The organism is Ensifer sp. 1H6, assembly GCF_001976035.1.
In the GTDB taxonomy this organism is placed as follows: Bacteria; Pseudomonadota; Alphaproteobacteria; order Rhizobiales; family Rhizobiaceae; genus Ensifer; species Ensifer canadensis.
Genome location: NZ_MOAI01000028.1, coordinates 32969 through 55523, shown reverse-complemented (window position 1 = coordinate 55523; position 22555 = coordinate 32969). Strand labels below are relative to the sequence as shown.

Sequence of the window (22555 nt, the reverse complement as noted above, 5' to 3'; positions counted from 1 at the left end):
CTATTGGGAGGAGATACCTATATGTTGAAGACCATTGCTGCGGCGATGCTGATGTCGGCTGCCTTCGTCGTGACGGTTTACGCCCAGGACGGCGGGAAAGTCACGATCGTCACGTCGTTTTCCAAGGATGTGACCGATCCGTTCAAGGCGGGCTTCGAAGCGGCCAACCCCGGCTTCACCCTCGACGTCCAGAACAAGAGCACGAGCTCGGGCGTCAAATACATCGATGAAACCAAGGTGAACAACCAGGTCGACCTGTTCTGGGCATCGGCCCCGGACGCATTCGACAGCCTCAAGAGCCGCGAGCTGCTCGCCAAGTTCACGCCTTCGGTCACCGGCCTTCCTGAAAAGGTCGGCTCCTACCCCGTCAACGACAAGGACGGCTATTACTTCGGCTTTGCCGCCTCCGGTTACGGCATTATGTCGAACGATCGCTATCTCGAAGCCAACGATCTGCCGAAGCCGGTCGAGTGGAGCGACCTGACCAAGCCCGAATACCACGATCACATCGCGATTGCTGCGCCCTCGCGTTCGGGCACGACCCACCTGACGATCGAGACGATCCTGCAGGGCGAAGGCTGGGACAAGGGCTGGGCGACGCTGAAGGGTATCGGCGGCAACCTGCAGCAGGTCACCGAGCGTTCGTTCGGCGTTCCTGACGCGGTCAACTCCGGCCAGACCGGCATCGGCATCGTCATCGACTTCTTCGCCTTCTCGGCACAGGCAAGCGGCTTCCCTGTCAGCTTCGCCTACCCGTCGGTCACGACGGTCGTTCCGGCCAATATCGGCATCGTTGCCAATGCGCCGAACCAGGCCGGTGCTGAAGCCTTCGTCAACTACCTGCTTTCGGAAAAGGGCCAGGCCGTTCTGCTCGAACCGGCGATCCGTCGTCTGCCGATCAACCCGGCCCTCTACGAAAAGGCACCGGAAGGCTTCCCGAATCCCTACAAGGATCCGCGCTTCCAGTCGATGATCACGTTCGATTCCGACGTTTCGAAGAAGCGCACCGACGTCGTCGACACGCTCTACGATCAGCTGATCTCGTTCCAGCTCGACAACATCAAGGGCGCCACCAAGGCGATCCACGAAGCCGAAAACGCAGTTGCCGCCAACGAACAGGCTCCCGCACGCGCTTTGCTGACGGAAGCCCACGCGCTGATCGCGGCCATGCCGATCACTGCCGACGAAGCTGCCAGCCAGCAGATTCGCGACGCCTTCACCGGCGGCGAGGAAAAGACCGCCCGCCAGGCGGAACTCGAGCAGAAATGGGCCGCCTTTGCGACCGAGAAGTACGCCGCCGCCAAGGCCAAGGCCGAGGAAGCGCTGGCTCTCGTCGACTGACGCCGGCTTAAAAAGCCGCCTGCCCCGGCGGGCGGCCATCCCCGAAAACCATGCCTTCGCCAAGCCTGACGCGCCTGCCGGTCGGCTCTCAGTGATCCGAACCGATCCTGAAGCAACCGCGCAGCAGCCGACAGCGTTGCTGCGACCCCAGCGATCCAGAGGCGCAGGGGCGCCGCAAGCGCGTCAGGCTTGTCGACCAAAATCCGGAGTCTGCCCCATGGCGCTCGTTCAATCCATTCCCATAAGACGCGTTTCGGCCAAGCCCGGACAGATCTTTGCCATCTCGCTGATCGCGCTTTTCCTCGCCATCTTCCTGGTCATCCCGGCCGGTACGGTGATCTACACCGCCTTCACCGAAAAGGGCACCGGCGCGTTGACGATCGTCAACTTTGTCGACTTCTTCAACACCGATCTGTTCCGGCGGTCGTTCTTCAACTCCGTCTACGTCTCCGGCATGTCGGTGGTCTGGGCAAGCGCCATCGCGCTGCCGCTCGCGGTTTTGACCACGCGCTTCGACTTCCGCGGCTCGCTGATCATCCAGACGCTCGGCTTCGTGCCGCTGATCATGCCGCCATTCGTCGGTGCGGTCGCCATGCAGCTGCTGTTCGGCCGCAACGGCACCGTCAACCTCATCCTGAATGACTGGTTCGGCATCCGCATTCCCTTCATGGAAGGCCTGAACGGCGTCATCTTCGTGCAGTCGCTGCACTATTTCCCCTTCATCCTCATCAATCTGTCGACCAGCCTGCGCAACATCGACCGCTCGATGGAAGAAGCAGCCCAGAACCTCGGCTCGTCCGGCTTCCGGCTGTTCCGCCGCGTCGTCTTCCCGCTGGCAATGCCCGGCTATCTCGCCGGCGCTTCGCTGGTCTTCGTCAAGGTCTTCGACGACCTGGCAACGCCGCTGCTTCTCAACGTCAAGGACATGCTGGCGCCCCAGGCTTACCTCCGCGTCACTTCGGTCGGCCTCACCGATCCGATGGGCTATGTCATCTCGGTCATCCTCATCACCGTCTCGATCTTCGCCATGTGGCTGTCAGCGATCGCTATGCGCGGCAAGGACTATTCGACGACGCAGCGCGGCGGCGGTGGTCTTTCCCGTCGCAAGCTGAGCCGCGGTGAGAGCGTCATAGCCTATGGCGTCGTCGGCCTGATCCTGCTGCTCGTGCTGTCGCCGCATATCGGCTTGCTTCTGCTGTCGCTTGCAACCGTGTGGTCGTTCAGCGCGTTGCCGGACGCCTATACGGTCGCGCACTACGGCCGCGTCTTCGGCGAAAGCTCGCTCTACATCAAGAACACGCTGATCTACGCCAGCCTCGCCGGCCTGATCGACGTGGTCATCGGTGGCGCCATCGCCTATCTCGTGCTGCGAACCAAGGTCGTCGGCCGTCGCTGGCTCGACTGGGCGGCAACCGCCGCACTCGCCATCCCCGGCGTCGTGCTCGGCATCGGCTACCTCCGCACCTTCTACGGCATCACGCTGCCGGATGGTACGCCGCTTGCGACGCTCTGGGTCATGGTGGTGCTGGCACTCGCCATCCGTCGTCTGCCCTACGCGCTCAGAGCCTGCTACGCCGCATTGCAGCAGGTGTCGGAATCGCTGGAGGAGGCCGCCGAAAACCTCGGCGCCACCAAGCAGCGAACGATCCGGCGCATTGTCCTGCCTTTGATGACGGGTGGTCTGCTCGCCGGCTTCGTCACCAGCTTTTCGACGGCCGCCGTCGAACTGTCGGCAACCCTGATGCTGATCCAGAGCAACTCGGACGCACCGATCGCCTACGGGCTCTACGTCTTCATGCAATCGCCGGCGGGTCGTGGCCCGGGTGCAGCCCTCGGCGTCATCGCCGTCATCATGGTCGCACTCTGCACCCTGCTCTCGCACTACGTCATCGAGCGGCGCCAGAAGGCGCTCGGCATGACGAAATAGAAACTCGGGAGGAACACTATGACTGTCAACATCAACAGCGCAGCGCTCGCGGTTAGCCCCGCCAAGGCGATCAGCATCAGCGACGTCAATCTCTACTACGGCGCGCTCCACGTGCTGAAGGATATCAACCTGGAGATCCAACCGGGCGAGTTCTTCGCCTTTCTCGGCCCGTCCGGCTGCGGCAAGACCACGCTTCTCAGGCTGATCGCCGGCTTCAACAATGCCCGGCAGGGCAAGGTCGTCATCGGCGGCCAGGACGTGCTCGACATGCCGCCGTGGAAGCGGGACATCGGCATGGTCTTCCAGTCCTACGCGCTCTGGCCGCATATGACGGTGGCCGCCAATGTTGCCTTCGGCCTGGAAGAGCGTCGCCTGCCGCGCGCGGAGGTCGAACGCCGGGTCCAGGCGGCACTCGAACTCGTCGGGCTGAAACATCTCGCCGATCGCCGCCCGTCGCAGCTCTCCGGCGGACAGCAGCAGCGCGTCGCACTTGCCCGCACCATCGCAATCGAACCGAAGGTGCTTCTGCTCGACGAGCCGCTCTCCAACCTCGACGCCAAGATGCGCGTCGAAGTCCGGCGGGAGCTGCGCGACCTGCAGCAGCGGCTGAAGTTGACGACGATCTTCGTCACCCACGATCAGGAGGAGGCCAACACCGTCTGCGACCGTATCGCCGTCTTCAATGAAGGGCGCATCCAGCAGGTGGGAACGCCGATGGGCCTCTATGAGAAGCCCGCCAACCTGTTCGTCGCCAACTTCCTCGGCACCGCCAACATCCTTGACGGCACCGTCTCGGGTTCCGGCACGCAGCGCACGTTCGAGGTTGCAGGCGCCGGCTCGATCCCGATCCCGGCAGGGGCGTCGGTACCGGCGGGCGCCAAGCTCGTCTTCCGGCCGCAATATGCGACGCTCGGCACGCTGGAGCCGGGTGCCGTCGCCTTGACCGGCACGATCGCGCATCGCGAATTCCTGGGCGCCACCGTCCGCTACGGCGTGCAGGTCGGAACGGCCACGGTGCTGATCGACGCACCGTTCCATTCCGGCGGCTCTCTGCTAGAGACCGGAGCCACGACGACACTCGGCCTCAAGCCGTCCTCGGCGCTTTGGCTTGCCGAGTAAGCAACCAGGCACCCGCCGGCCGTCGGTCGGCGGGTGTCCTTCTTTCTTTTTTTCATGTCGGTGCGCCGCGCCGTCGAACTTCGAGCATGTCATGACCTCCCATTTGCCAAACATCATCCTCATCCGCCACGGCGAAACCCAATGGAATGTCGCCGGTCGGCTGCAAGGCCGAAAGGACACGCCGTTGACGGCAAACGGTGTCCGGCAGGCGCTCGCCGTCGGGCTGCGGCTGGCGGAAAGAATTGCCGGCGAGACGAAACTCAAATTCTGGGTTAGCCCGCTTGGGCGCGCGCGCCAGACGGCGTCGATCCTTGCCGACACATGGTCTGTTCCCTTCGAGCAATTCACCCATGACGAGGCACTGGTGGAAAGGGCCTACGGCTCCTGGGAAGGGCGCGCGCACGATGAGATCGAGAGGGATCTCGCGCACGAATATGAGGCGCATAGCGCCGAACCGTGGGATTACGCCATGCCCGGCGGCGAAAGCCGCACCACGCTCGACGGCCGCCTGCTCGCCTGGCTCGCCACCCTCGACCACGAGAATACACACGTGGTGGTGACCCATAGCGGCTGCGTGCGCGCCCTGCGCGGCATCTATACCAAGGCGTCCCGCGAGGAGATCCTCGCCTACCGCGAACCGCAAACGGCCTCGTTCCTGCTTTCGACCGGCCATGAAACCATGATCGGCATTCCGCTCAGCATTCTGCGCGCACTCGGCTGCGAAGGCGAGGGCCGAACCGTCTGGATCTGAACGGCGACGGTCCGACGTTGGCTCGAGCGGGCCCGGCTGCGCGCGCTATCATGCCGCAGCCGTCCAAACCGGAAACGCGCTATTCCAGAAGAGTGCTAGATGACGACCAGCCCTGACGAGCAAACCGTCATGTTCCGCCCCCGCGCCTTGGCGTCGAGCAAGGCGGCATCGGCCCGCGTCAGAAGCGTCGCGACCGTGCCTTCGCGTGGCGACGAGGCAATACCGATCGACACGGACACGGAGCCGAGGATGCGTCCGCGGTGAGAAAGCGGCGTCGTGCCGATCATGTCGCGCAGGCGCTCGGCGAATTCAAAGCCCGCCGCCTCGCTCATTTCGGGCAGCAGCATCGTGAACTCCTCGCCACCGAAACGATAGGTCGCGCCCAGCTCGCCGGCCGCGTCGAGCATGATCTGGGCAACATACTGCATCACCACATCGCCGGCGTCGTGGCCGAACTCGTCGTTGAAGCGTTTGAAGTGATCAATGTCGATCATGAGGCAAACGAGCGGCCGTCCGGCCCGCTCCCGCAATTGCTTGTTCAGGGCTTCGTCGAGGCAGCGCCGGTTGAGCAGCCCCGTCAATGCGTCGCGGACCGCCAGGTTGGTCAGTTTTTCTCGCAGCTGTAGGTTGGCCACAGCCAGGCCGATATTTTCCGCGATCAGCTCGAGATAAAGCCGCGACGTCTCGACGGCCGGCTGCTCGGGCGAGCGTTCCTCGAAATAGAGCAGACCGATCGTATCGCCCTGAGCGGTCAGCGGCACGCACAGTCCAGCGACATCGCTCCCGTCCCGATGCTGGCAGGCAATATCGCCCTGCCCGCCATTGCTGACATGCGGCCGGCCGCGGCGAAGCCCCCAGCAGGCACTGGAAGGGAAAGTATCGGCCGAATGTTGCGGGTCGAGCCAGGTGCCGACACGCGTCAGCGACGTGCGGTTATCGTTCAGCACATAGAGATGACCGGCAAGGTTGGGGAAGATCTGCGGTGCGAACCGGGCTACGACCTCGGCCAGTTCTTCCTGGATCTGGCACGCCTGCAGCCGATGCATCATTTGCAGGATGAGGTCCTTGGTCTGCTGATCCAGTCGGCGCTCTGCATCGAGCCGGTCCCGCTCCAGCCCGTTGGTGCGAAAGATATGGATCGCCTCGTTCATCTCGCCGATCTCGTCGCGGCGGCGGTCGAGCGGAACTTCCACGTCGTAATCCTGCTTGGCAAGCCGCGTCACGATGCCCGTCATGCGCACCAGCGGCATGGCCACGCGCCGCTTGAGCACGAAATAAAGGACACCGAGGAAGAGCGCCGCAGTCATGGCGAGCATCGTCTTGGCGGCGATGGCGAACCAGTCGCTTCGCTCCTTTGCCTGCTCCAGTGCCGCGCCGGTTCTGGCCTTGGTCAGTTCGCGGAAGCGGACCACCGTTTCAAGCAACGCCGTCTGCAGACGGTCGTGCTCCGGACCGAAGAGCATTTGTTGCGCTTTTGCCTGGTCGCCCTCCTGGTAGGCGGCGATCGCCGAAACCTCGATCTTGTCGAGGGCCTCTACCTCGCGCTCGACCTCCTGAAGTGCCGCCAACTCGGCCGGTGACGCCCCAACCTCCCGCACGTTCTTGATCGCCGCCTCGTGAGCGCGCTCTTCCTCTTCCCTGCCATGGAAGCGTTCGAGATGGCGCAGGTCGCCGCGCATCACGTACAGACGGGCAGCATCGCTCCGTTCCTCAGCGCCGAGCGCAAGATCTTCGCCAAGCGTGTCGAGCACAAGATGCTGCTCGGCCGCCTGCCGCTCCTCGATCGCGCTGTTCGTCGACAGGATGAACGCTACACCGGAAAGTCCGGTCAAAAGGACCGTGACCCCGTAGGCCCAGTTTGTAATCGCATTGATTCTCATGGGATGATCTATAGCCGATGGCGACGGAATAGCCGACATTGGAAAGCGCAGCGAGCGACGCATTTGCCAGAATGTAAACGACGTCGGGACCGGCTGCCGCCGGCCGACGTCGTTTACATACAAACTAAAGCGGTGATGCCGTCGTTACCATTTCTTGCTGAGCTTCAGGGTCAGCGTGCGGCTTTCGCCGTAGCCGCACACCGAAAGCCCCTGGCACCCCTTCACATATTCCTTGTCGAAGAGATTGGAGACGTTGAGCGATGCCGCCCAATCGTCCTTCTCGTAGCGAATTGCCGCATCGACCAATGCGGCCGAGGGCACTTTGCGCGTGTTCTCCGCATCCGCCCAGGATTCCCCCTGGTATCTGACGCCGGCGCCAAGGCTGACCCCCTCGAGCGCTCCTGAAGGCACGGTATAGTCGAGCCACAGCGACGCCTGAGCGTTGGGAACAAGGTACGGCGTCTTTCCCACCAACGCCGTGTTCGCGTCTTCGGTCACCTCGAGATCCATGAAATCAAGACCGGCGATCAGCTTCCAATCTTCGTTGATATTGGCCTTGCCCTCAAACTCGATGCCGCGGGAACGCACCTCACCCGTCTGGGTGGAAATGCTCGTCAACGGGTCGGTCACGAGAGCATTGCGCTTGGTCAACTGATAGAGTGATGCCGTCAACACGCCGTCGAATAACGTCGGCTCGTATTTGACCCCGACTTCGAACTGTTCACCTTCCTGCGGCTTGGTATTGCCTGTTGCTGTCACCGCGACGATCGGGTTGAAGAAGGTCGCGACGCTGACATATGGGGTCAGGCCATTGTCGAACTCATAGGCAAGGCCAGCGCGGCCGCTGAAAGCGCCTTCGTTGTAGCTGAAGGCGTTATTTTGCGTCGGAGCCCAGAAGGTCGGGCCGTTTTTGGTGTTGGTGTCCACGTAATCGTAGCGACCATTGAGCGTGACGAGCCAGCCCTGACCGAACCTGATCTGATCCTGCGCATAAACGCCCAGCTGCTGCTGCGCCACCACCTGATTGATATAGGTGGCGTTTGCGGGCTGCGGCGCACCATAGATCGGATCCGTTGCGCTGATGGGTGTAGCGGCCGACGAAGCCTGCACATGGTCCAGCCGGTAGTACTTGTAGTCCAGGCCAACGAGCAGCGTATGATCCAGTGCCCCGGTTTCGAATTCTCCTTCGACACGGTTGTCGACGGCGAAGGTATCGACCTTCGATGTCGCCTCAAACCCCAGACGATAAAGGAGATTGTCGGGGGTGGCCGGCACTGTCGACGACGGGAAGGGCAGGCTCGGATCGTAGTAACCGAAGGTATATGGGCCGTTCTCATGCTTGTAGAGATGGCCGTACCGCAGGTTCTGGCTAAACTGCCAACCGCCTTCAAACTCGTGCGTGAATTCATAGCCGATCATCTGCTGGACATAGGTGCCCGTATCCAGATCCGGCTCACCATAAAATGCATCGCGGTCGATCTTACCGAAGGGTGCATCGACGACCGTGCCGACATAAGGCAGGAAGCCGTTGCCGACGTGCACCTGGTCGAGGCCCTGTAGAACACCGTAGACCGTCAGGCTTGTCGCATCATCAGGCGCGTAGGTGATCTGCGGCAGGACGAAGCCGCGCAGATCGTTGGAGAAATCGGTGTAGGTATCGCCGCCCGACATCTTGCCGGTGACGCGATACCGGATGGTGCCATCGTCCGTCAGCTTGTCGTTGACATCGAAGCCGGTGAAGGCATTGCCAAAGTTGTTGATGCCGATCTCGGTATAATAGAGCGGTTCATCGAATGGCCGCTTGCTGATCAGGCTGATGATACCGCCTGCGTTGGCGCCGCCGTAGAGCGCCGAGGCGGGCCCCTTCAGCACTTCGACCCGCTCAAGCATGAAGGGGTCGACCTGGAAGCCGCCGAAACCAAAGCTGAAAAGCGTCAGACCATCGAGGAACACGCCGGTCTGCGTCGCGTCGAAGCCGCGGATGTAGTACCAATCCGTATCTGCATCGGTACCGAAAGGCTCCGTCGTCACACCCGGCGTGTAACGCAAAGCCTCATCGACTTTGTTGACCACGCCGCGGTCGTCGAGCTCATCGCGACCGATGACGGAGACGGATTGGGGAATTTCGCTGATCGGCGTGGCCGACTTCGAGCCCGTCGTCGTCGCCTTGGCGACGTAACCGTCAACGGGGCCGGTGGCCTCGTCGCGTAAGCCCTGTGCCTGCACCTCGATCTTTTCGAGTTTCGTGGCGATACCGTCCTGGGCGACCGCCGCCGTCGACACGAGCAAGGCGATACCGGCAACGCCACTCGCAAGGAATTTTCTCAAACGCACACTTTCACCATCACGCTGCATCGTATCGTCGCCCTTTGATGCCGGACCCGCCATCCCCACGACGTGCGGCCCGACTTTCTGACTGCTGATAAGATGACCGTTTATCTCAACTATTAGGACGGGGCTTGTTTCGAACCCTGAAAGTTGAACGCCCTTGGGCAAATGTGTGCGGGCAACTGTTCAAGGCTGAAGGCATTTGCTCAGGCGAGACGGCTTCTTTTCCAAAGAGCCGGCGTCGTTCCGACTGCCTTGCGGAAGACGCGGGTGAAATGTGCCTGATCCGAAAAACCGGTTTCGGCAGCGATCGCGGTCAGCGACGCTTCATTCTTTAAAAGCAGATGCTTGGCCCGCTCGATCCGGGCGTTTGTCTGCCACTGGTGCGGCGCCACGCCCGTCGATGCCTTGAAGGCATGGCTGAAATGGGACTGCGAAAGCCCGGCGAGACCAGCCAGTTCCTCGAGCCGGATGTTGCGAACGCTGTTTTCCTCGATGTACTCCACCACCCGACGCAACTGCCATGACGCGAGCTGGCTGCGCTTGCGCGCGCTGCTGCGATTGAGCTTCATCAGGTCGATGAACAGCGCCAGCGTCAGTCCGTCGCCGTAGAGGTCGTGAAGGGGTTGCGGATTAAGGCATTCGGCCGCGATCAGCCGGGCGAGCTGAAGAAACCGCTCGTCCTGGAACATCAACCGCGGCACCTCGCACTGCCGGGCGTCGAGATCCTCCATCAGTCGCCGGCTGAGGATGTCGATGTTGAAGTGCAGATCGAGATGGCGGATGTATTTGACATCAACCACATCCGCCCAGATCTCGATGCCGGCGGGGATGTAGGAGATCGCCTGTTGCCGATAGCCCTGGACGGCGCCGCTTGCCTGCGAGGAAAGCTTGACGTTGGAGCTGCTCCCACCCCGCGCATCGAGAACGATGAACATCCGCGGATCATCCGAGACGTAGTAGCCGCCGGCATGCGGGTCGCATTCCACATCCCACACATCGGCAATGATCCCGTTCCATTCCCGGCGATGCAACTCGCCCTGGATCTTGAAACCGGCAATCTTGTTCTGCATCCGCGGCTGAAACGTCATTATCGCGTTGCCCGTCTTCGGGAAGGTCTGACTTGGCTACTTTATTCCTTCCTCCAATACTCATCTTTAAGCCGCAACGGAAGTCCCCGGCGATTGCTTTTGGAGCACCAAGCGGATCTGAGGGTGAAAGACTGCGGCGTGGCATGATTTTTTTTTCGAGATTCCACACCAAAGGATCACACGGACAATCCCCAGCAGGGCCGATAGGGCTATAAGGCTGCACTCAAACAGATCAGGAGCTTACGATGGACACCGTCGAAATCGCAGACCGCAGCGAATTTGCCCTATGGGCAATCCAGCGCGCACAGGAAATCGTCGTGACCGAAGGCGCGTCTTTCGCCATGGCGGCACGCGACGTGGACGATACGGCACTGACCGCTGCTGCAACAGCACTCGGCAAGGCCATCAGCGACGCCATGCTCGAAGTGTTCGACGGTCTCATGGCTGAGTAGGTAAAGGGCCACGCCAAGCGCGGCCCCTTCTCTCATTTTTTCGCCTTCTGCCGTGCAAGCTCTTTCTTGAAGGCGGCACGGGACTTTTCGACGATTTGGCCCAGCAAGGCCGGATCGACGAAGGCATCCTCCTCGCCCGCATCCCGCCGCGCGGCGCGGCCGAGAATGTCGGCGATATCGGGATGAGCGGGCAGGACCACATCCGCCGTCATGCCTCCCAGCCGGTCGAAGCTGGTCTCGAAGTCGGCAACGATCCCGGGATAGCGCTTGTTGCCGAAGAGCTTGTTGCCGGCGACGGTGACGCTGCAGGGAAAGACCACCTTGAGCGCACGCCCGGCCTCGCTCACCGACGTTGACCAGGTGGTGCAGCCCGGCGTGTGGCCGGGCGTCAGCGTCGCCTTCATGCTGACGTCTCCGAGCGTCACGACTTCGCCGTCGTCAAGCACATGATCGACCTTCACCGCCGGAAAGGTTCCACGCTTATAGGTGGTCTCACCATCATGCAGGCCGTTTTCCAGTGCCCAGCGATCCGCCGCGATCGCATAGAGCTTGGCGCCGCTGTCACGCTTGATTTGTGCAACGCCAGCGACATGATCGTAATGCGCATGGCTCGTGACGATGATCTTGATGTCGGAGCGTTTGAAACCGAGTGCTGCGATATTGTCCTCGACAAGGGATGCGGTGCTCTTCAACGTGCCGTCGAGCAGAATGGCCTGCTTGCCTGAGGTGATGAGGTAGGCCGCCAGCCCCTTGGTCCCGACGTAATAGATGTTGCCGACGACGCGGAATGGCTTTGTCGGCTGCGACCATTCGGCGTTATCAGCCATTGCCGCACTCGCCAGGCATACCGTGGCGACCACCGTCGCCAGCGCGCGTCGCATCATCTTTCTCATACAAGCCTCCGCATCTCGAATTTGGTTTCCATGAACCTCGGACGCGTCCTGCCTAAGGAGCCGTGGCGGGGTCGGCAAACGACGATAATTTGCGGCAGCCATTAGAATAATTTGCATTTCGATGAACCTGGACAGTCGGGGCCAGCAGCCACAGGCACTTGGCCCGGAAATCCCGACCACGCAATGCTCATGCAACCCTTGCGTACGAGGGTCGATCTCATTTCGATTAGCAGAAGAGGGACGATGATGATGGAAACCAGGCTTCATGGCGCCTGCGGCACGCAGTGTTAGGGCTAGGCGTTCGAAGGGCCCGCGCGATCGGGCGCCTCATGCTGCTTGCCTTCACGCCTTGGCTCGCGCTTGTTTTCTTCCTGGTCGACGCCCATGCCGAAACCAGCGGCACCGCCCGGGAGAAATCCGTCGCCATCACATTCGATGATCTTCCCCACGCCAATGCCGGCACCGACGGAACAGATCAACCTTCGCCTCAAAGCATCCAGGATGCGAATGCCCGCATTCTTGCCGCCCTCAGGGATCACAAGGCGCCGGCTATCGGCTTTGTCGTGGAAAGCAAGGTTCGCGCGATCGGTCCGTTTGCGAAAGATATCCTGAAGGATTGGACCGGCCCGCGGCTGACGCTCGGCAACCATACCTTCTCGCACGCGGACACCAACACGCTCGACATCGCCGGCATCGAGCGCGAGATCGTCGATGGCGAGAAGACGACGAGGCGAACGCTAAAGGCGGCGGGCAAGCAGCTGCGTTTCCTACGGTTTCCCTACAATCACACCGGCGACACAACGGAAAAGCAGAAGGCGATCGCGGCGCTTGCGGCGAAGCTTGACTACACGATCGCCGCCTCGACCATCGATACCTCCGATTACGTCTTCGACCGCGCCTATGAGCGCGCGCTTGCCGAAAACGACACGGAAGCCGCCCACCGCATCAGGACGGCCTATCTGATGCACACCCAACAGCAGATCGCCTATTACGCCGGTCTCAACGAGCAGGTCCTTGGCTACGAGCCGCCGGCAATCATGCTCTTGCATGTCAACCGGCTGAATGCCGACGCGATGAAGGGGATCCTGTCGCTGTTCGAAGAGAGCGGCTACAGTTTCACAACGCTCGAAAAGGCGCAGGCCGACGCCGCCTATCGGCGACCGCTGTCCTACGCGACGAAATTCGGTCCGATGTGGGGTTACCGCTGGGCGAAGGACAGAAACGTGCGCGTTGACGGCAGCCTGGAACGAGAGCCGCCGGAATGGATCGTCAGCTACGGCGAATAGCTCGGCACACCGGTCGCAGGTTGACCTTCAGTATCGAGTTGCTCCCAGCAGATCCCCTTTCGCTGACGGCACTCCCCCGCCAACGCATTGCAGCCTATGCCGAGTTGCTCGCCTCCGGCTCATGCAATCGGGCGGCGCTATCCTCCTTCGCCGCCATCAGCCAATCGTGGAAGGCGGACATCGCCAGTGTCGGCGCGCGCGACCGCAGCCGCGTCAGCCAGTAGCTCCCCATCGAGGTATAGACGTCGAAGGGCTGCCGCACTGTGCCGTTCGACAGCAGTCGGGAAAACATCAAAGGCGGCGCAAGCGCCACACCGATGCCCTGGGCGGCTGCCTCCATCATGGCGAGCGACGAATCGAAGACGACGCCCTTGAGCAGCGGCGCCGGATAGGTGATGCCGGCAGCGGCAAACCAGTTCACCCATTCGTCCGCCCGATAGGACCTGAGCAGCGTCTGGCCCAGAAGATCGGCGGGACGGCGCAGCGTATCGGCAATCTCAGGTACGCACAGCACCGAAAGCGGCGCCTCGAACAGCCGCGTCGCCTCGATGTTGTGCCAGGAACCGCTGCCGAAGCGAATGGCGTAGTCGAGCCCCTCGGCGGCCATGTCGACACGATTGTTGTTCGTCGACAACCGGACATCGATGAAGGGATATTTTTCCTGAAAATCCGCAAGGCGTGGCAGCAGCCAGCCGACGGCAAAGGTGCCGACTGCGCCGATCATCAGCACCTCCCGCAGATGGCCGCCCTCGAACCGTTCGAGCATATCGGCCATGCGATCGAAGGAATCCTGGAGTACCGGCAGCAACGCCTCGCCCTCGGCGGTGATCATCAGACCGCGCGGCAGCCGCTTGAACAGCGTCACGTTGAGACGGCTTTCCAGCAGCTTCACCTGGTGGCTGACCGCCGCCTGCGTCACGCACAGTTCGATCGCCGCGCGGGTAAAACTCAGATGTCGCGCGGACGCCTCAAAGGCCCGCAGCGCATTGAGGGGGAGATATGGCCTGACCATGGATGCCCTAATTCAGCTAATGGGTCCTGCAAATAAACGTGGTTTGCCGCTGCGGTGCAACCTCTTTACGGTGAACTCACGTCGGCACCCTGTTTCGCCAGGACGAGACTGCCAACATATCGAGGATCCGGCCCCTCAGACATACTTCCCCGTGGAGGACCCAACCATGTGTCGTCTCAACTGAACGCCCCATAGGCACGCGCCCAACACGTTTCGCACCGTCACATCCGCTCCGGCCGCAGCAGCGGACCCAGGCGGCATGTCACAGCCCTTGGTGGTGAGACTGAGGCGACGAACCGGCCGCGACGGGATAGGCGAAACATCGGGCTTCTAGGCCCGATCCGCCGCCCCGCACCGCCTTCACGCCACAAACTGATGCGCGTCAGCCGCTCCCTTGGATCGGATGGCGAAGCCATGTCCTTCGAAATTCGAAAGCCCCGACATCCGCCATGAAGTTCATTGCAAACCTGCTCGCAACCCTGATCAATCTGGCAACGCTTCTCGGCGTCGGGCTGGCATTCTGCGCCGCGGCCCTGACGCGAGACCTGCCGGATCATCGGGCGCTGGCGAACTGGGAGCCGGCGGTCACGACCCGGCTTTACGCCGGCGACGGCGCCATGATTGCGCAATATGCCCGGGAACGCCGTCTGTTCCTGCCGATCGGCGCCATTCCCGCCCGGGTCAAGCAGGCTTTCCTTTCGGCCGAAGACAAGAACTTCTACCTTCATCCGGGCATTGACCTGACGAGTCTTGCCACCGCGCTCTGGTCGAATGTCGCCAACTACGGCTCGGGCCGGCGCATGATTGGCGGATCGACGATCACGCAGCAGATCGCCAAGAATTTTCTCCTGTCCTCCGATCGAACGGTCGAGCGCAAGCTGCGCGAAGCGATCCTTTCGATCCGCATCGACCAGACCTATTCCAAGGACCGGATCCTGGAACTTTATCTCAACGACATCTATCTCGGTCTCGGCGCCTATGGCATCGCGCAGGCAGCGCTTACCTATTTCGACAAGCCGGTCGATCAACTGACGGTGGCCGAAGCGGCCTATCTCGCCGCCCTACCAAAAGCGCCGAACAATTATGACCCGTATCGCCATCCGGACCGAGCCGTCACCCGGCGCGACTGGGTCATCGAGCAGATGCGCCGCAACGGCGTCATCGACAGAGAGGTTGCAGCCGCAGCCACCGCCTCGCCCCTCAGCATCAGGCCGAAACGACAGGAGACATCCACCGACAAGGCGGACTACTTCACCGAGGAGGTGCGCCGCCAGTTAGGCACCCGCTATGGCGAGGCAGCGCTTTACACTGCCGGGCTCTCGGTTCGCACGACACTCGATCCGCGGCTGCAGCAAGCGGCCATGCGGGCGTTGCGAAAGGGACTGGTTGGCTACGACCAGGCAAAGGGGTACCGGGGGCCGATCACCCGCCTGCCTTCGCTTGAAGGGTGGCAGCAGGCGCTCGCCAAACGTCAGCCGCTCTCGGACGTTCCGGAATGGCAGCTCGCAGTCGTCCTCTCCGCAAGCAACGACAAGGCCGAACTCGGCCTCAGACCGTCAGGACCAGAAACGGCGACGGCGGCCGCAGACACGGCCATGATCGACCGCGATGACACAGCCTGGGCTCTGTGCCGGCTCGCCGAAGGCAAGCGTCGTTGTGCCTCATCCCTCAACGGCGTGTTGCAGCCGGGCGACGTCGTCTATGTCGAAAAGCAGGAGACTGGCTATGTCCTGCGCCAGCCGCCGCAGGTGCAGGGAGCGCTGGTCTCGATGGACCCGAACACTGGTCGGGTGCTCGCGGTCGCCGGCGGCTTTTCCTACGCGCAATCCGAATTCAATCGCGCGACCCAGGCTTACCGCCAGCCCGGCTCGTCGTTCAAGCCGTTCGTCTACGCCGCGGCACTCGATACCGGCTATGCGCCGACCACGCTCGTCATGGACGCGCCGATCGCCATCCCTGATGGCACCGGCAAGACATGGCGGCCGAAAAACTATGATGGGCGCTTCAGCGGTCCTTCGACCCTGCGAACGGGGCTGGAAAACAGCCGCAACCTGATGACCGTGCGCCTTGCTCGCCATCTTGGCATGGACCTTGTCGCCGACTACGGCAAGCGCTTCGGCATTTACGACGAGCTTCGCACCTACCTACCGATGGCGCTGGGCGCCGGCGAAACGACGTTGCTGCGGCTCGTTTCCGCCTATGCCGTCATCGCCAATGGCGGCAAGGCCATAACCCCGTCGATGATCGACCGTATTCAGGATCGATATGGCCGGACGATCTACCGGCAAGACAGCCGCCAGTGCGCGGACTGCAATGCGCTTGCCTGGGAAAACCAGGAAGAGCCTGATCTCGTCGACATCAGGGACTATGTGCTCGACCCGATGACGGCCTATCAGATCACTTCGATGATGCGTGGCGTGGTGGAAAGAGGCACCGCCAGAAATGTCGCCACGCTGGGTGTCCCGATCGCCGGCAAGACCGGAACGACCAACGACGAGAAGGACGTCTGGTTCGTGGGTTTCACCCCCAATATCGTCACCGGCGTCTTCCTCGGCTACGACACGCCGAAGCCGATGGGTTACGGCGAAACCGGTGGCGGTCTCGCCGCACCGATCTTCATCGACTTCATGAAGGTGGCACTTCAGGGAAAACCGGCGGCCGATTTTCATCCGCCGCCCGGCATGTCCTTCCAGACAGTCGACAGAAAGACGGGGCGGCCCGCGCAGGACGGCGCGCAAGGCGCCATCCTCGAAGCCTTCAAGCCGGGAACCGGCCCCTGCGACGGCGGTTGCGCCGTCATCGACGACAAGGAGATGGCCGAGTTGCCGGCCAACGGCGCCGACCAGGGCCTAACACCTGAATTGCGGCAGAAGCTGCTCAGCAATACCGGCGGGCTCTACTGATATGGTGCAACGGCTTCAATCGCGCGCGGATCGCCGCAAGCGCATCCTCTTTCTGATAGCCGTGTTTATCGTCGTGTTCCTGACGATGTTCGGGCGACTGATCCAGCTCGGCACGGCCGAAATCGAGACCACCGGCTATGTGCCGAAGCGCCCCTCGGTCGGTCGCCCTTCGATCCTGGATCGCAACGGCAATCTGCTGGCGATCGATGTGCCAAGCTCCGGTGTCTATGCCGAGCCCCGCTTCATCGTCGACGTCGACGAGGCGGTGGAAAAGCTGACGGCCATCTTCCCCGATCTCGATGCTCGCGAACTGCACCAGCGGCTGAAAAGCAAGGCGCCCTTCGCGTGGATCAAGCGTCAGGTGACACCGGCTGAGGAGCAGGCGCTCTGGGACGCGGGCATTCCGGCCGTCGGCTTCCAGCGGGAAAAGCGGCGTGTCTACCCCAATGGTTCGCTTGCCGCCCACGTGCTCGGCACTGTCGATATCGACAATATCGGCATTGCCGGCATCGAAAAATGGATCGAGAGCCAGGGCCTGGACGTGTTGCGCCAGACCGGCATGGACCTCTCCCATCAGAACCTGCAGCCCGTCACGCTGACGCTCGACATCCGAATCCAGCACGCGCTGCAGATCGAGCTTGCCAAGGCGATCGAGAAATTCGGGGCAAAGGCCGGTGCCGGATTGGTGCTCGATATCACCAATGGTGAAGTGCTGGCGCTTGCCTCCGCGCCGGATTTCGACCCCAACACCCCCGCCGATGCGCTGAAGCCTGATCGTATCAACCGCATTGCCGCCGCCACCTTCGAGATGGGCTCCACCTTCAAGGCCCTGACGACGGCCATGGCGCTCGATTCCGGGCAGTTCAACATCCGCTCCGTCATCGATGCCAGCAGGCCGCTGGCCTTCGGCCGGTTCCGCATCCGCGATTATCGCGGGAAATACCGGCCGCTCAGCCTGCCGGAAGCCTTCATCTATTCCTCCAACATCGCGATGGCCAAGATGGCGATCGCGCTCGGCCCTGAGAACTTCCGCGCCTTTCTCTCTCGTTTCGGACAGATGTCGCGACTGACGACCGAGTTGCCGGAGAGCGCGCATCCGCAACTGCCGCGCTCCTGGCGCGAGATCGATACGGCAACCGCATCCTACGGCCACGGCATTGCCGTGACGCCGCTGCAGGCGAGCATTGCGGTTGCGGCCCTCGTCAACGGCGGGCGCCTGATCAGGCCGACATTGATCAAAGGCTCTGATGTCGAAGAGCGGGTGCTGGCCGCCGACCTCATCAAGCCGGAAACCGGCGAGGCCATGCGTTTTCTGCTCCGCCTCAATGCCAGAACCGGATCGGCGCGAAAGGCCGAAGTCAAAGGTTATTTCATCGGCGGCAAGACCGGCACGGCCGAAAAGGTCGTCGCTGGACGCTATGCCAAGGATCTCAATCTCACGTCCTTCATGGGTGTCGTTCCGGCCGACGATCCGCGCTATCTGCTCCTGACCATTCTGGACGAGCCCAAAGGGTTGCCGGAAACCTATGGCTTCCGCACCTCCGGCTGGAATGCCGCCCCGCTCGGCGGTGCTGTGTTCGAGCGCATCCTTCCGATGATGAGCCTGATGCCGTCCTTCGACGTCCGGGACGTGAGCTTTCCGTCGATCGTTGCGCAGCAGGCCTATGGTTCCGAGCTGTTTTCAGGTGCGACCCTGCACGGCGCGTCCGGCCATGACACACCCATTGAAGAGCCACTTTGAGGTAAGACGGCAATTGTGACCTGTCAGCCGAATTGCGGCCGAGGGCGAGACCCGCCCTCGGCAAAGTCATCGGAGCAATGCGTTCAAGACCGCTCGAAACGACCCTCGGACACGATCTCCGTCAGGGGTTTCCGCGGGCTCGGCACTTCGCGCTCCCGCAACCCCTCGGGCAATTGCGCCTTGTCGCCGATCCTGCCGATCGCCACGGCGGCTTCAACGCGGTAATCGGACGGCACGCCAAGCTCGGTCCGCGCCCTGTCGTAGTCGAGGCCGGCCATACCGTGCGCCTGCCAACCGGAATAGGCGGCCTGCAGCGCGAGCGCACCCCATGCGGCCCCCGTGTCAAACGAGTGCGTATAGGAAGGCACTTCCTCGCTGGCGCCAGGAGGCAGCAGCGACGTTTTCGACAGCACGAAGATCAGTGCGGAAGCCTCCTTGGCCCAGCTTTGATTGAATGCGTTGAGAATGCCGAACAGTTTGTCCCAATGCTCGGTGCCTCTGCGGGCATAGATGAAATGCCAGGGCTGGGCGTTATAGGCCGACGGCGCCCAGCGCGCCGCCTCCAGGATGCCGAACAGCTCGGCTTCGGAGATCTCCGCTCCGGCATAGGCGCGCGGCGACCAACGCTCGAGAAAGAGCGGGTTGATCGGGTGGCCGGCGATACGCGAATTGATTTCGATGGTCATGGCTTTCCTGTGTCGTGGCGTTGGTTTCAGCCTTGTCGTGGCGTTGGTTTCAGCCTTCAGCCACAATCGAAATCACCAGGTTTCGTACCGTTCGCGCCGACGGTTGAGATTGGAAATCTCGTCCGAAAGCTCTGCGATGCGGTCTCGAAGTTCGTTCGTTGTTCCGTCTTCGAAATCATCGATCCCGAAACAATCCCGCGCTTCGTAAAGCTCAAGCTTGCCTTGCAGGACATCTCGGATCGCGCTCAGGCGTTCATATTGCCGCAGGACACTCATGGCACACCTCATCAAAAGCCATCGTTGTCTAGGAAATGCGCAAACAACGGAAAAGGTTTCATTCGACTGCTCGGCTTCAAGCATCCTGAAAATTATCGAGTTAAACAGTGGATTAAAGGAACCTCGACCCAAAGATCGTACCAGGCTTGGAAAAGTGATCCGACGGCGTGCCGCGAGCGCTCGATCTCCGCGCCCGCCGATGCCTAAGGCCGCTCGCCTTGCAGGTGTTGCTCCAGAAACGGCAGATTGTCCTGGCCCCAATAAATCTCGCCGTCATAGCCGAACGTCGGGAACCCGAAGACGCCGCTCTTGAGAGTATGCTCCCGATCGGACGCCCATTTCTCGACAACGTCTGCGGCACTTTCCCGCGCAAGCAAGGCACTGCCATCGAAGCCTGCGCGCGTTGCTACTGCCTCGCGCACCTCTGACCGGCCGATGTCCTCGGCTCGGACCCAGAAGGCTTCCTGCAAAATCTCCGTCAAGGCGAACCAGTCCTTGCCGTCGAGATACGTGGCAATCACCATCCGTGACGCAGGCGTGGGATCGGCGAGCGGCGGACGGCCGTCGAGCAGAAGTTCCCTGCCCCGCACACGGCTCCAGCGCTTCAGGTCGCGCGTGCCGTACGCTCGTCGCGCCTGCGGCCGATTGCGCGAGAAGATGCCGCCGTTTTCCTCGACCACCGTGGCCATGTAGGGCGTGATTGCCGCTTCGTGCCGGCGTGCGAGAGCCGCAAAGGCTTCAAGCCCGATGAACGACCAGGGCGAGCCGATCGAGAAGAAGTAGTCGATGCTTTTTGTCACTGTCAGATCTGCCTCATGGGTTTTGGATCTGGGATTGTAGGCAGCGGCCTAAGCCGCCGCCGGGTTCGCTGACAGCGTTCGAGCGGCCTCGCCCTTCGTCGGCGACCAGCCAAGCTCCGGTGCGATGCGCGTAAAGACATCATCGAGGATCTGGCGATACTCGTCGTGTTCGAATTCGTAGGGCAGTTCGAGCCTGAGTTCGCGCACATGCGGCAGGATCGGATCGGCCAACAGCCGTTCGAGGATCTGCTCGGACGTACCGACGAGATCGCTGGCAAACAGCGTGCGCCGCTCGCCCTGTGGTGTCAGCGTGCGCTCATGCCGGCTGGCGGCGTAGTCGAGATAGCGGCGCCGGGTGCTGGCGTTGGCGCCATCGAGCGGAACGATGACGCGCCCGAGCGCGACGCGTTTCTCTGCGCCGCCAGCCTGCCGATAGGTTTCGAGCTGGCGTGCCTGCGCCTCGAAAAAGTCGTTGGTCTGCTCGCCTGTCGTGACGTTGCCGATCAGGAGATTGAAGCCGTTCTCGCCGGCCCAGCGGGCGGAGCGCAAGGAGCCGCCACCGTACCACAGCCTGTCGACAAGCCCCTTGGCATGGGGTTGCAACCGTGGGCGCTGCGGGCCGAACGGTGTCTTGATGACGGTACGCTCGTCGCCGAGAAATGCCCCGCGCAGATTATCTGCAAAACGCAGAACCCGCTGATGGGAGAAATCGCTGGCAGACCAGTCTCCGTCAAAGGCGAGCGGACCGATGAGGTCCACATGTGGCGGGCGGCCCGCGCTCAGGCCGATATTCAGGCGGCCGCGCGACAACACGTCAACGGTCGAAAGGTCCTCGGCCAACCGGTAGGGGTTCTCATAGCCAATCGGGATCACCGCCGTGCCGAGCTGAATGCGATCGGTTCTCTGGGTCGCCGCCGCCAGAAAGGCGGCGCCGACGAGATGCCGGGCTCCAGGTGGCGCTGCCGCACCCAGGCGCTGGCGAAGCCGAGCCTCTCGCCATATTCGAGCAGGCGCAGAGTCTGCTCCAGCCCCGCCAAGGGATCGTCGCTCGCGTAGTTTCCGGGAGTGAGAAAGCCGATATGATCGATCGAGATCTTATGCTCTGTCATCGTTGCTCACCTCAGGATTTCGGCAGGCCGGGTGGATTGGTTTCCGACTTCGGCAGCGCCTCTTCCGCCAGGTGCCAGCGCTCGAGAATTTTGGCGTAAGTGCCATTGTCAATGAGGCCGTTGGTGGCGGCGGTCAGGGCGTCGGCTAGGCCACTGTTCTTGCGCGTGGTGATCGCCACGTCGGATCGCTCCGGCCAACCGGCGCTCAAGGTGCCGACGCGTTTGATGTTCCGGTCGCGGGCGGCAATGAAGACGAGTTGCGCATGCGGCTGGACGATCACGTCGGCGCGGCCTGCAGCCAATGCGACAAGGCTCGTGGCCTCGTCGTCATAGTATTGCAGCTCGAGCGCCTTTAGCCCGGCAGCGACATTCTCGTCGTTCCATTTGAGAAGAATGCGCTCCTGGTTTGTCCCAGCGCCAACGATGATCCTCAGGCCGGCGGCATCCTTCGGCTCCTTGATCGATGTAACTGCGCTGTCGGCCTTGACGAAGAAGCCATGCAATCCCTGACGGTAGCTCGAAAAGTCGAACTTCTCCTTGCGCTGTTCCGTCACGCCGACATTGGAGATCACCGCATCGTATTTGCCCGAGGTCAGGCCGAGCGGCCAATCGATCCAGGCGATTGGCACGAGCTCCAGCGTCAACCCCAGACTATCGGCGACGGCCAAAGCATATTCCGGATCCGCGCCGATGACGGTCTTTGCATCGTTCGCATAGGTCGCAAGCGGCGGGCCGCCGGGGCTGACGGCAACGGTGAATTTGCCGGGGGTGACGAATTTGAAGCTTGGCGGTATCGCCGCAATCGCCGCCTCGTTTCGTTCGGCACGGATGCGCCCCGGTTGTTCAGGGCTGAAATCGAAGCCGTCGGCGGCCAGCGCCGGGGCAAGGTGGAAAAGTGCCGTCGCAAATGCGGCGATGAACGAGGGGCGCAATGCAGCTAGACCAAGCATTTCTGTCGTC

The 22555-nt window shown here is 62.1% G+C and carries 17 protein-coding genes and 1 pseudogene; 9 read left to right on the top strand and 9 right to left on the bottom strand.

Annotated features, from left to right (window positions below):
• Nucleotides 1-21: 21 nt before the first annotated feature.
• The 4 genes from BKP54_RS26700 to BKP54_RS26685 all read left to right on the top strand — a co-directional run bounded on the left by BKP54_RS26700 (nucleotide 22) and on the right by BKP54_RS26685 (nucleotide 5138).
• The gene (locus BKP54_RS26700) at nucleotides 22-1341 is read left to right on the top strand and encodes an extracellular solute-binding protein (protein ID WP_025428382.1); all 1320 of its coding nucleotides are present in this window, start codon (nucleotides 22-24) and stop codon (nucleotides 1339-1341) included.
• Nucleotides 1342-1558: 217 nt separating this feature from the next.
• Nucleotides 1559-3268, top strand: a complete 1710-nt coding sequence (locus BKP54_RS26695) for an iron ABC transporter permease (RefSeq protein WP_025428381.1) — start codon at nucleotides 1559-1561, stop codon at nucleotides 3266-3268.
• An 18-nt stretch (nucleotides 3269-3286) separates the two neighbouring features.
• The gene (locus BKP54_RS26690) at nucleotides 3287-4387 is read left to right on the top strand and encodes an ABC transporter ATP-binding protein (protein ID WP_084815191.1); all 1101 of its coding nucleotides are present in this window, start codon (nucleotides 3287-3289) and stop codon (nucleotides 4385-4387) included.
• Nucleotides 4388-4478: 91 nt separating this feature from the next.
• Nucleotides 4479-5138: a histidine phosphatase family protein gene (locus BKP54_RS26685; protein ID WP_025428379.1), complete on the top strand. Its 660-nt coding sequence runs from the start codon at nucleotides 4479-4481 to the stop codon at nucleotides 5136-5138.
• A gap of 95 nt (nucleotides 5139-5233) precedes the next feature.
• On the opposite strand, the gene BKP54_RS26680 is transcribed toward BKP54_RS26685, so the two are convergent.
• The 3 genes from BKP54_RS26680 to BKP54_RS26670 all read right to left on the bottom strand — a co-directional run bounded on the left by BKP54_RS26680 (nucleotide 5234) and on the right by BKP54_RS26670 (nucleotide 10437).
• The gene (locus tag BKP54_RS26680) at nucleotides 5234-7018 is read right to left on the bottom strand and encodes a diguanylate cyclase (RefSeq protein WP_084815190.1); all 1785 of its coding nucleotides are present in this window, start codon (nucleotides 7016-7018) and stop codon (nucleotides 5234-5236) included.
• A gap of 144 nt (nucleotides 7019-7162) precedes the next feature.
• Complete coding sequence (locus BKP54_RS26675) at nucleotides 7163-9373, bottom strand: TonB-dependent siderophore receptor (protein WP_025428377.1); 2211 nt, start codon at nucleotides 9371-9373, stop codon at nucleotides 7163-7165.
• 179 nt (nucleotides 9374-9552) lie between these two features.
• Entirely contained in the window at nucleotides 9553-10437 is an 885-nt protein-coding gene (locus tag BKP54_RS26670) for an AraC family transcriptional regulator (protein ID WP_025428376.1), read from the bottom strand.
• Nucleotides 10438-10682: 245 nt separating this feature from the next.
• Between BKP54_RS26670 and BKP54_RS26665 the strand changes: the two genes are divergently transcribed.
• On the top strand, nucleotides 10683-10889 hold the full coding sequence (locus BKP54_RS26665) for a hypothetical protein (RefSeq protein ID WP_025428375.1): 207 nt from the start codon (nucleotides 10683-10685) through the stop codon (nucleotides 10887-10889).
• A gap of 32 nt (nucleotides 10890-10921) precedes the next feature.
• On the opposite strand, the gene bla is transcribed toward BKP54_RS26665, so the two are convergent.
• Nucleotides 10922-11782, bottom strand: a complete 861-nt coding sequence (gene bla / locus BKP54_RS26660; protein WP_192434424.1) for a subclass B3 metallo-beta-lactamase — start codon at nucleotides 11780-11782, stop codon at nucleotides 10922-10924.
• A 329-nt stretch (nucleotides 11783-12111) separates the two neighbouring features.
• On the opposite strand from bla, the gene BKP54_RS26655 reads away from it, so the two are divergent.
• Nucleotides 12112-13068 carry a polysaccharide deacetylase family protein gene (locus BKP54_RS26655; protein ID WP_057213053.1) on the top strand — a complete coding sequence of 319 codons (957 nt, stop codon included), beginning with the start codon at nucleotides 12112-12114 and terminating at the stop codon, nucleotides 13066-13068.
• A 94-nt stretch (nucleotides 13069-13162) separates the two neighbouring features.
• Here the strand turns inward: BKP54_RS26655 and BKP54_RS26650 are convergent, their stop codons facing one another.
• On the bottom strand, nucleotides 13163-14080 hold the full coding sequence (locus tag BKP54_RS26650; RefSeq protein ID WP_057224036.1) for a LysR family transcriptional regulator: 918 nt from the start codon (nucleotides 14078-14080) through the stop codon (nucleotides 13163-13165).
• Between the two features lie 449 nt (nucleotides 14081-14529).
• On the opposite strand from BKP54_RS26650, the gene BKP54_RS26645 reads away from it, so the two are divergent.
• Both BKP54_RS26645 and BKP54_RS26640 read left to right on the top strand, forming a co-directional pair.
• Nucleotides 14530-16983: a penicillin-binding protein 1A gene (locus BKP54_RS26645; RefSeq protein ID WP_057224035.1), complete on the top strand. Its 2454-nt coding sequence runs from the start codon at nucleotides 14530-14532 to the stop codon at nucleotides 16981-16983.
• A gap of 1 nt (nucleotide 16984) precedes the next feature.
• A complete protein-coding gene (locus BKP54_RS26640) occupies nucleotides 16985-18724 on the top strand; it encodes a penicillin-binding protein 2 (RefSeq protein WP_025428370.1) in 1740 nt (579 codons plus the stop codon).
• An 83-nt stretch (nucleotides 18725-18807) separates the two neighbouring features.
• On the opposite strand, the gene BKP54_RS26635 is transcribed toward BKP54_RS26640, so the two are convergent.
• Nucleotides 18808-19410 (bottom strand): nitroreductase family protein, encoded by a 603-nt coding sequence (locus BKP54_RS26635; protein ID WP_025428369.1) that lies wholly within the window; start codon nucleotides 19408-19410, stop codon nucleotides 18808-18810.
• Between BKP54_RS26635 and BKP54_RS37370 the strand changes: the two genes are divergently transcribed.
• Nucleotides 19375-19893, top strand: a complete 519-nt coding sequence (locus BKP54_RS37370; protein WP_158071726.1) for a hypothetical protein — start codon at nucleotides 19375-19377, stop codon at nucleotides 19891-19893. The genes BKP54_RS26635 and BKP54_RS37370 overlap by 36 nt on opposite strands.
• On the opposite strand, the gene BKP54_RS26625 is transcribed toward BKP54_RS37370, so the two are convergent.
• The 3 genes and pseudogenes from BKP54_RS26625 to BKP54_RS26615 form a co-directional block, all read right to left on the bottom strand.
• Entirely contained in the window at nucleotides 19890-20486 is a 597-nt protein-coding gene (locus BKP54_RS26625) for a DsbA family protein (protein WP_025428367.1), read from the bottom strand. The genes BKP54_RS37370 and BKP54_RS26625 overlap by 4 nt on opposite strands.
• A gap of 48 nt (nucleotides 20487-20534) precedes the next feature.
• A pseudogene (locus BKP54_RS26620) lies at nucleotides 20535-21595 on the bottom strand (LLM class flavin-dependent oxidoreductase).
• Nucleotides 21596-21606: 11 nt separating this feature from the next.
• The gene (locus tag BKP54_RS26615; RefSeq protein ID WP_057224031.1) at nucleotides 21607-22545 is read right to left on the bottom strand and encodes an ABC transporter substrate-binding protein; all 939 of its coding nucleotides are present in this window, start codon (nucleotides 22543-22545) and stop codon (nucleotides 21607-21609) included.
• Nucleotides 22546-22555: the final 10 nt, after the last annotated feature.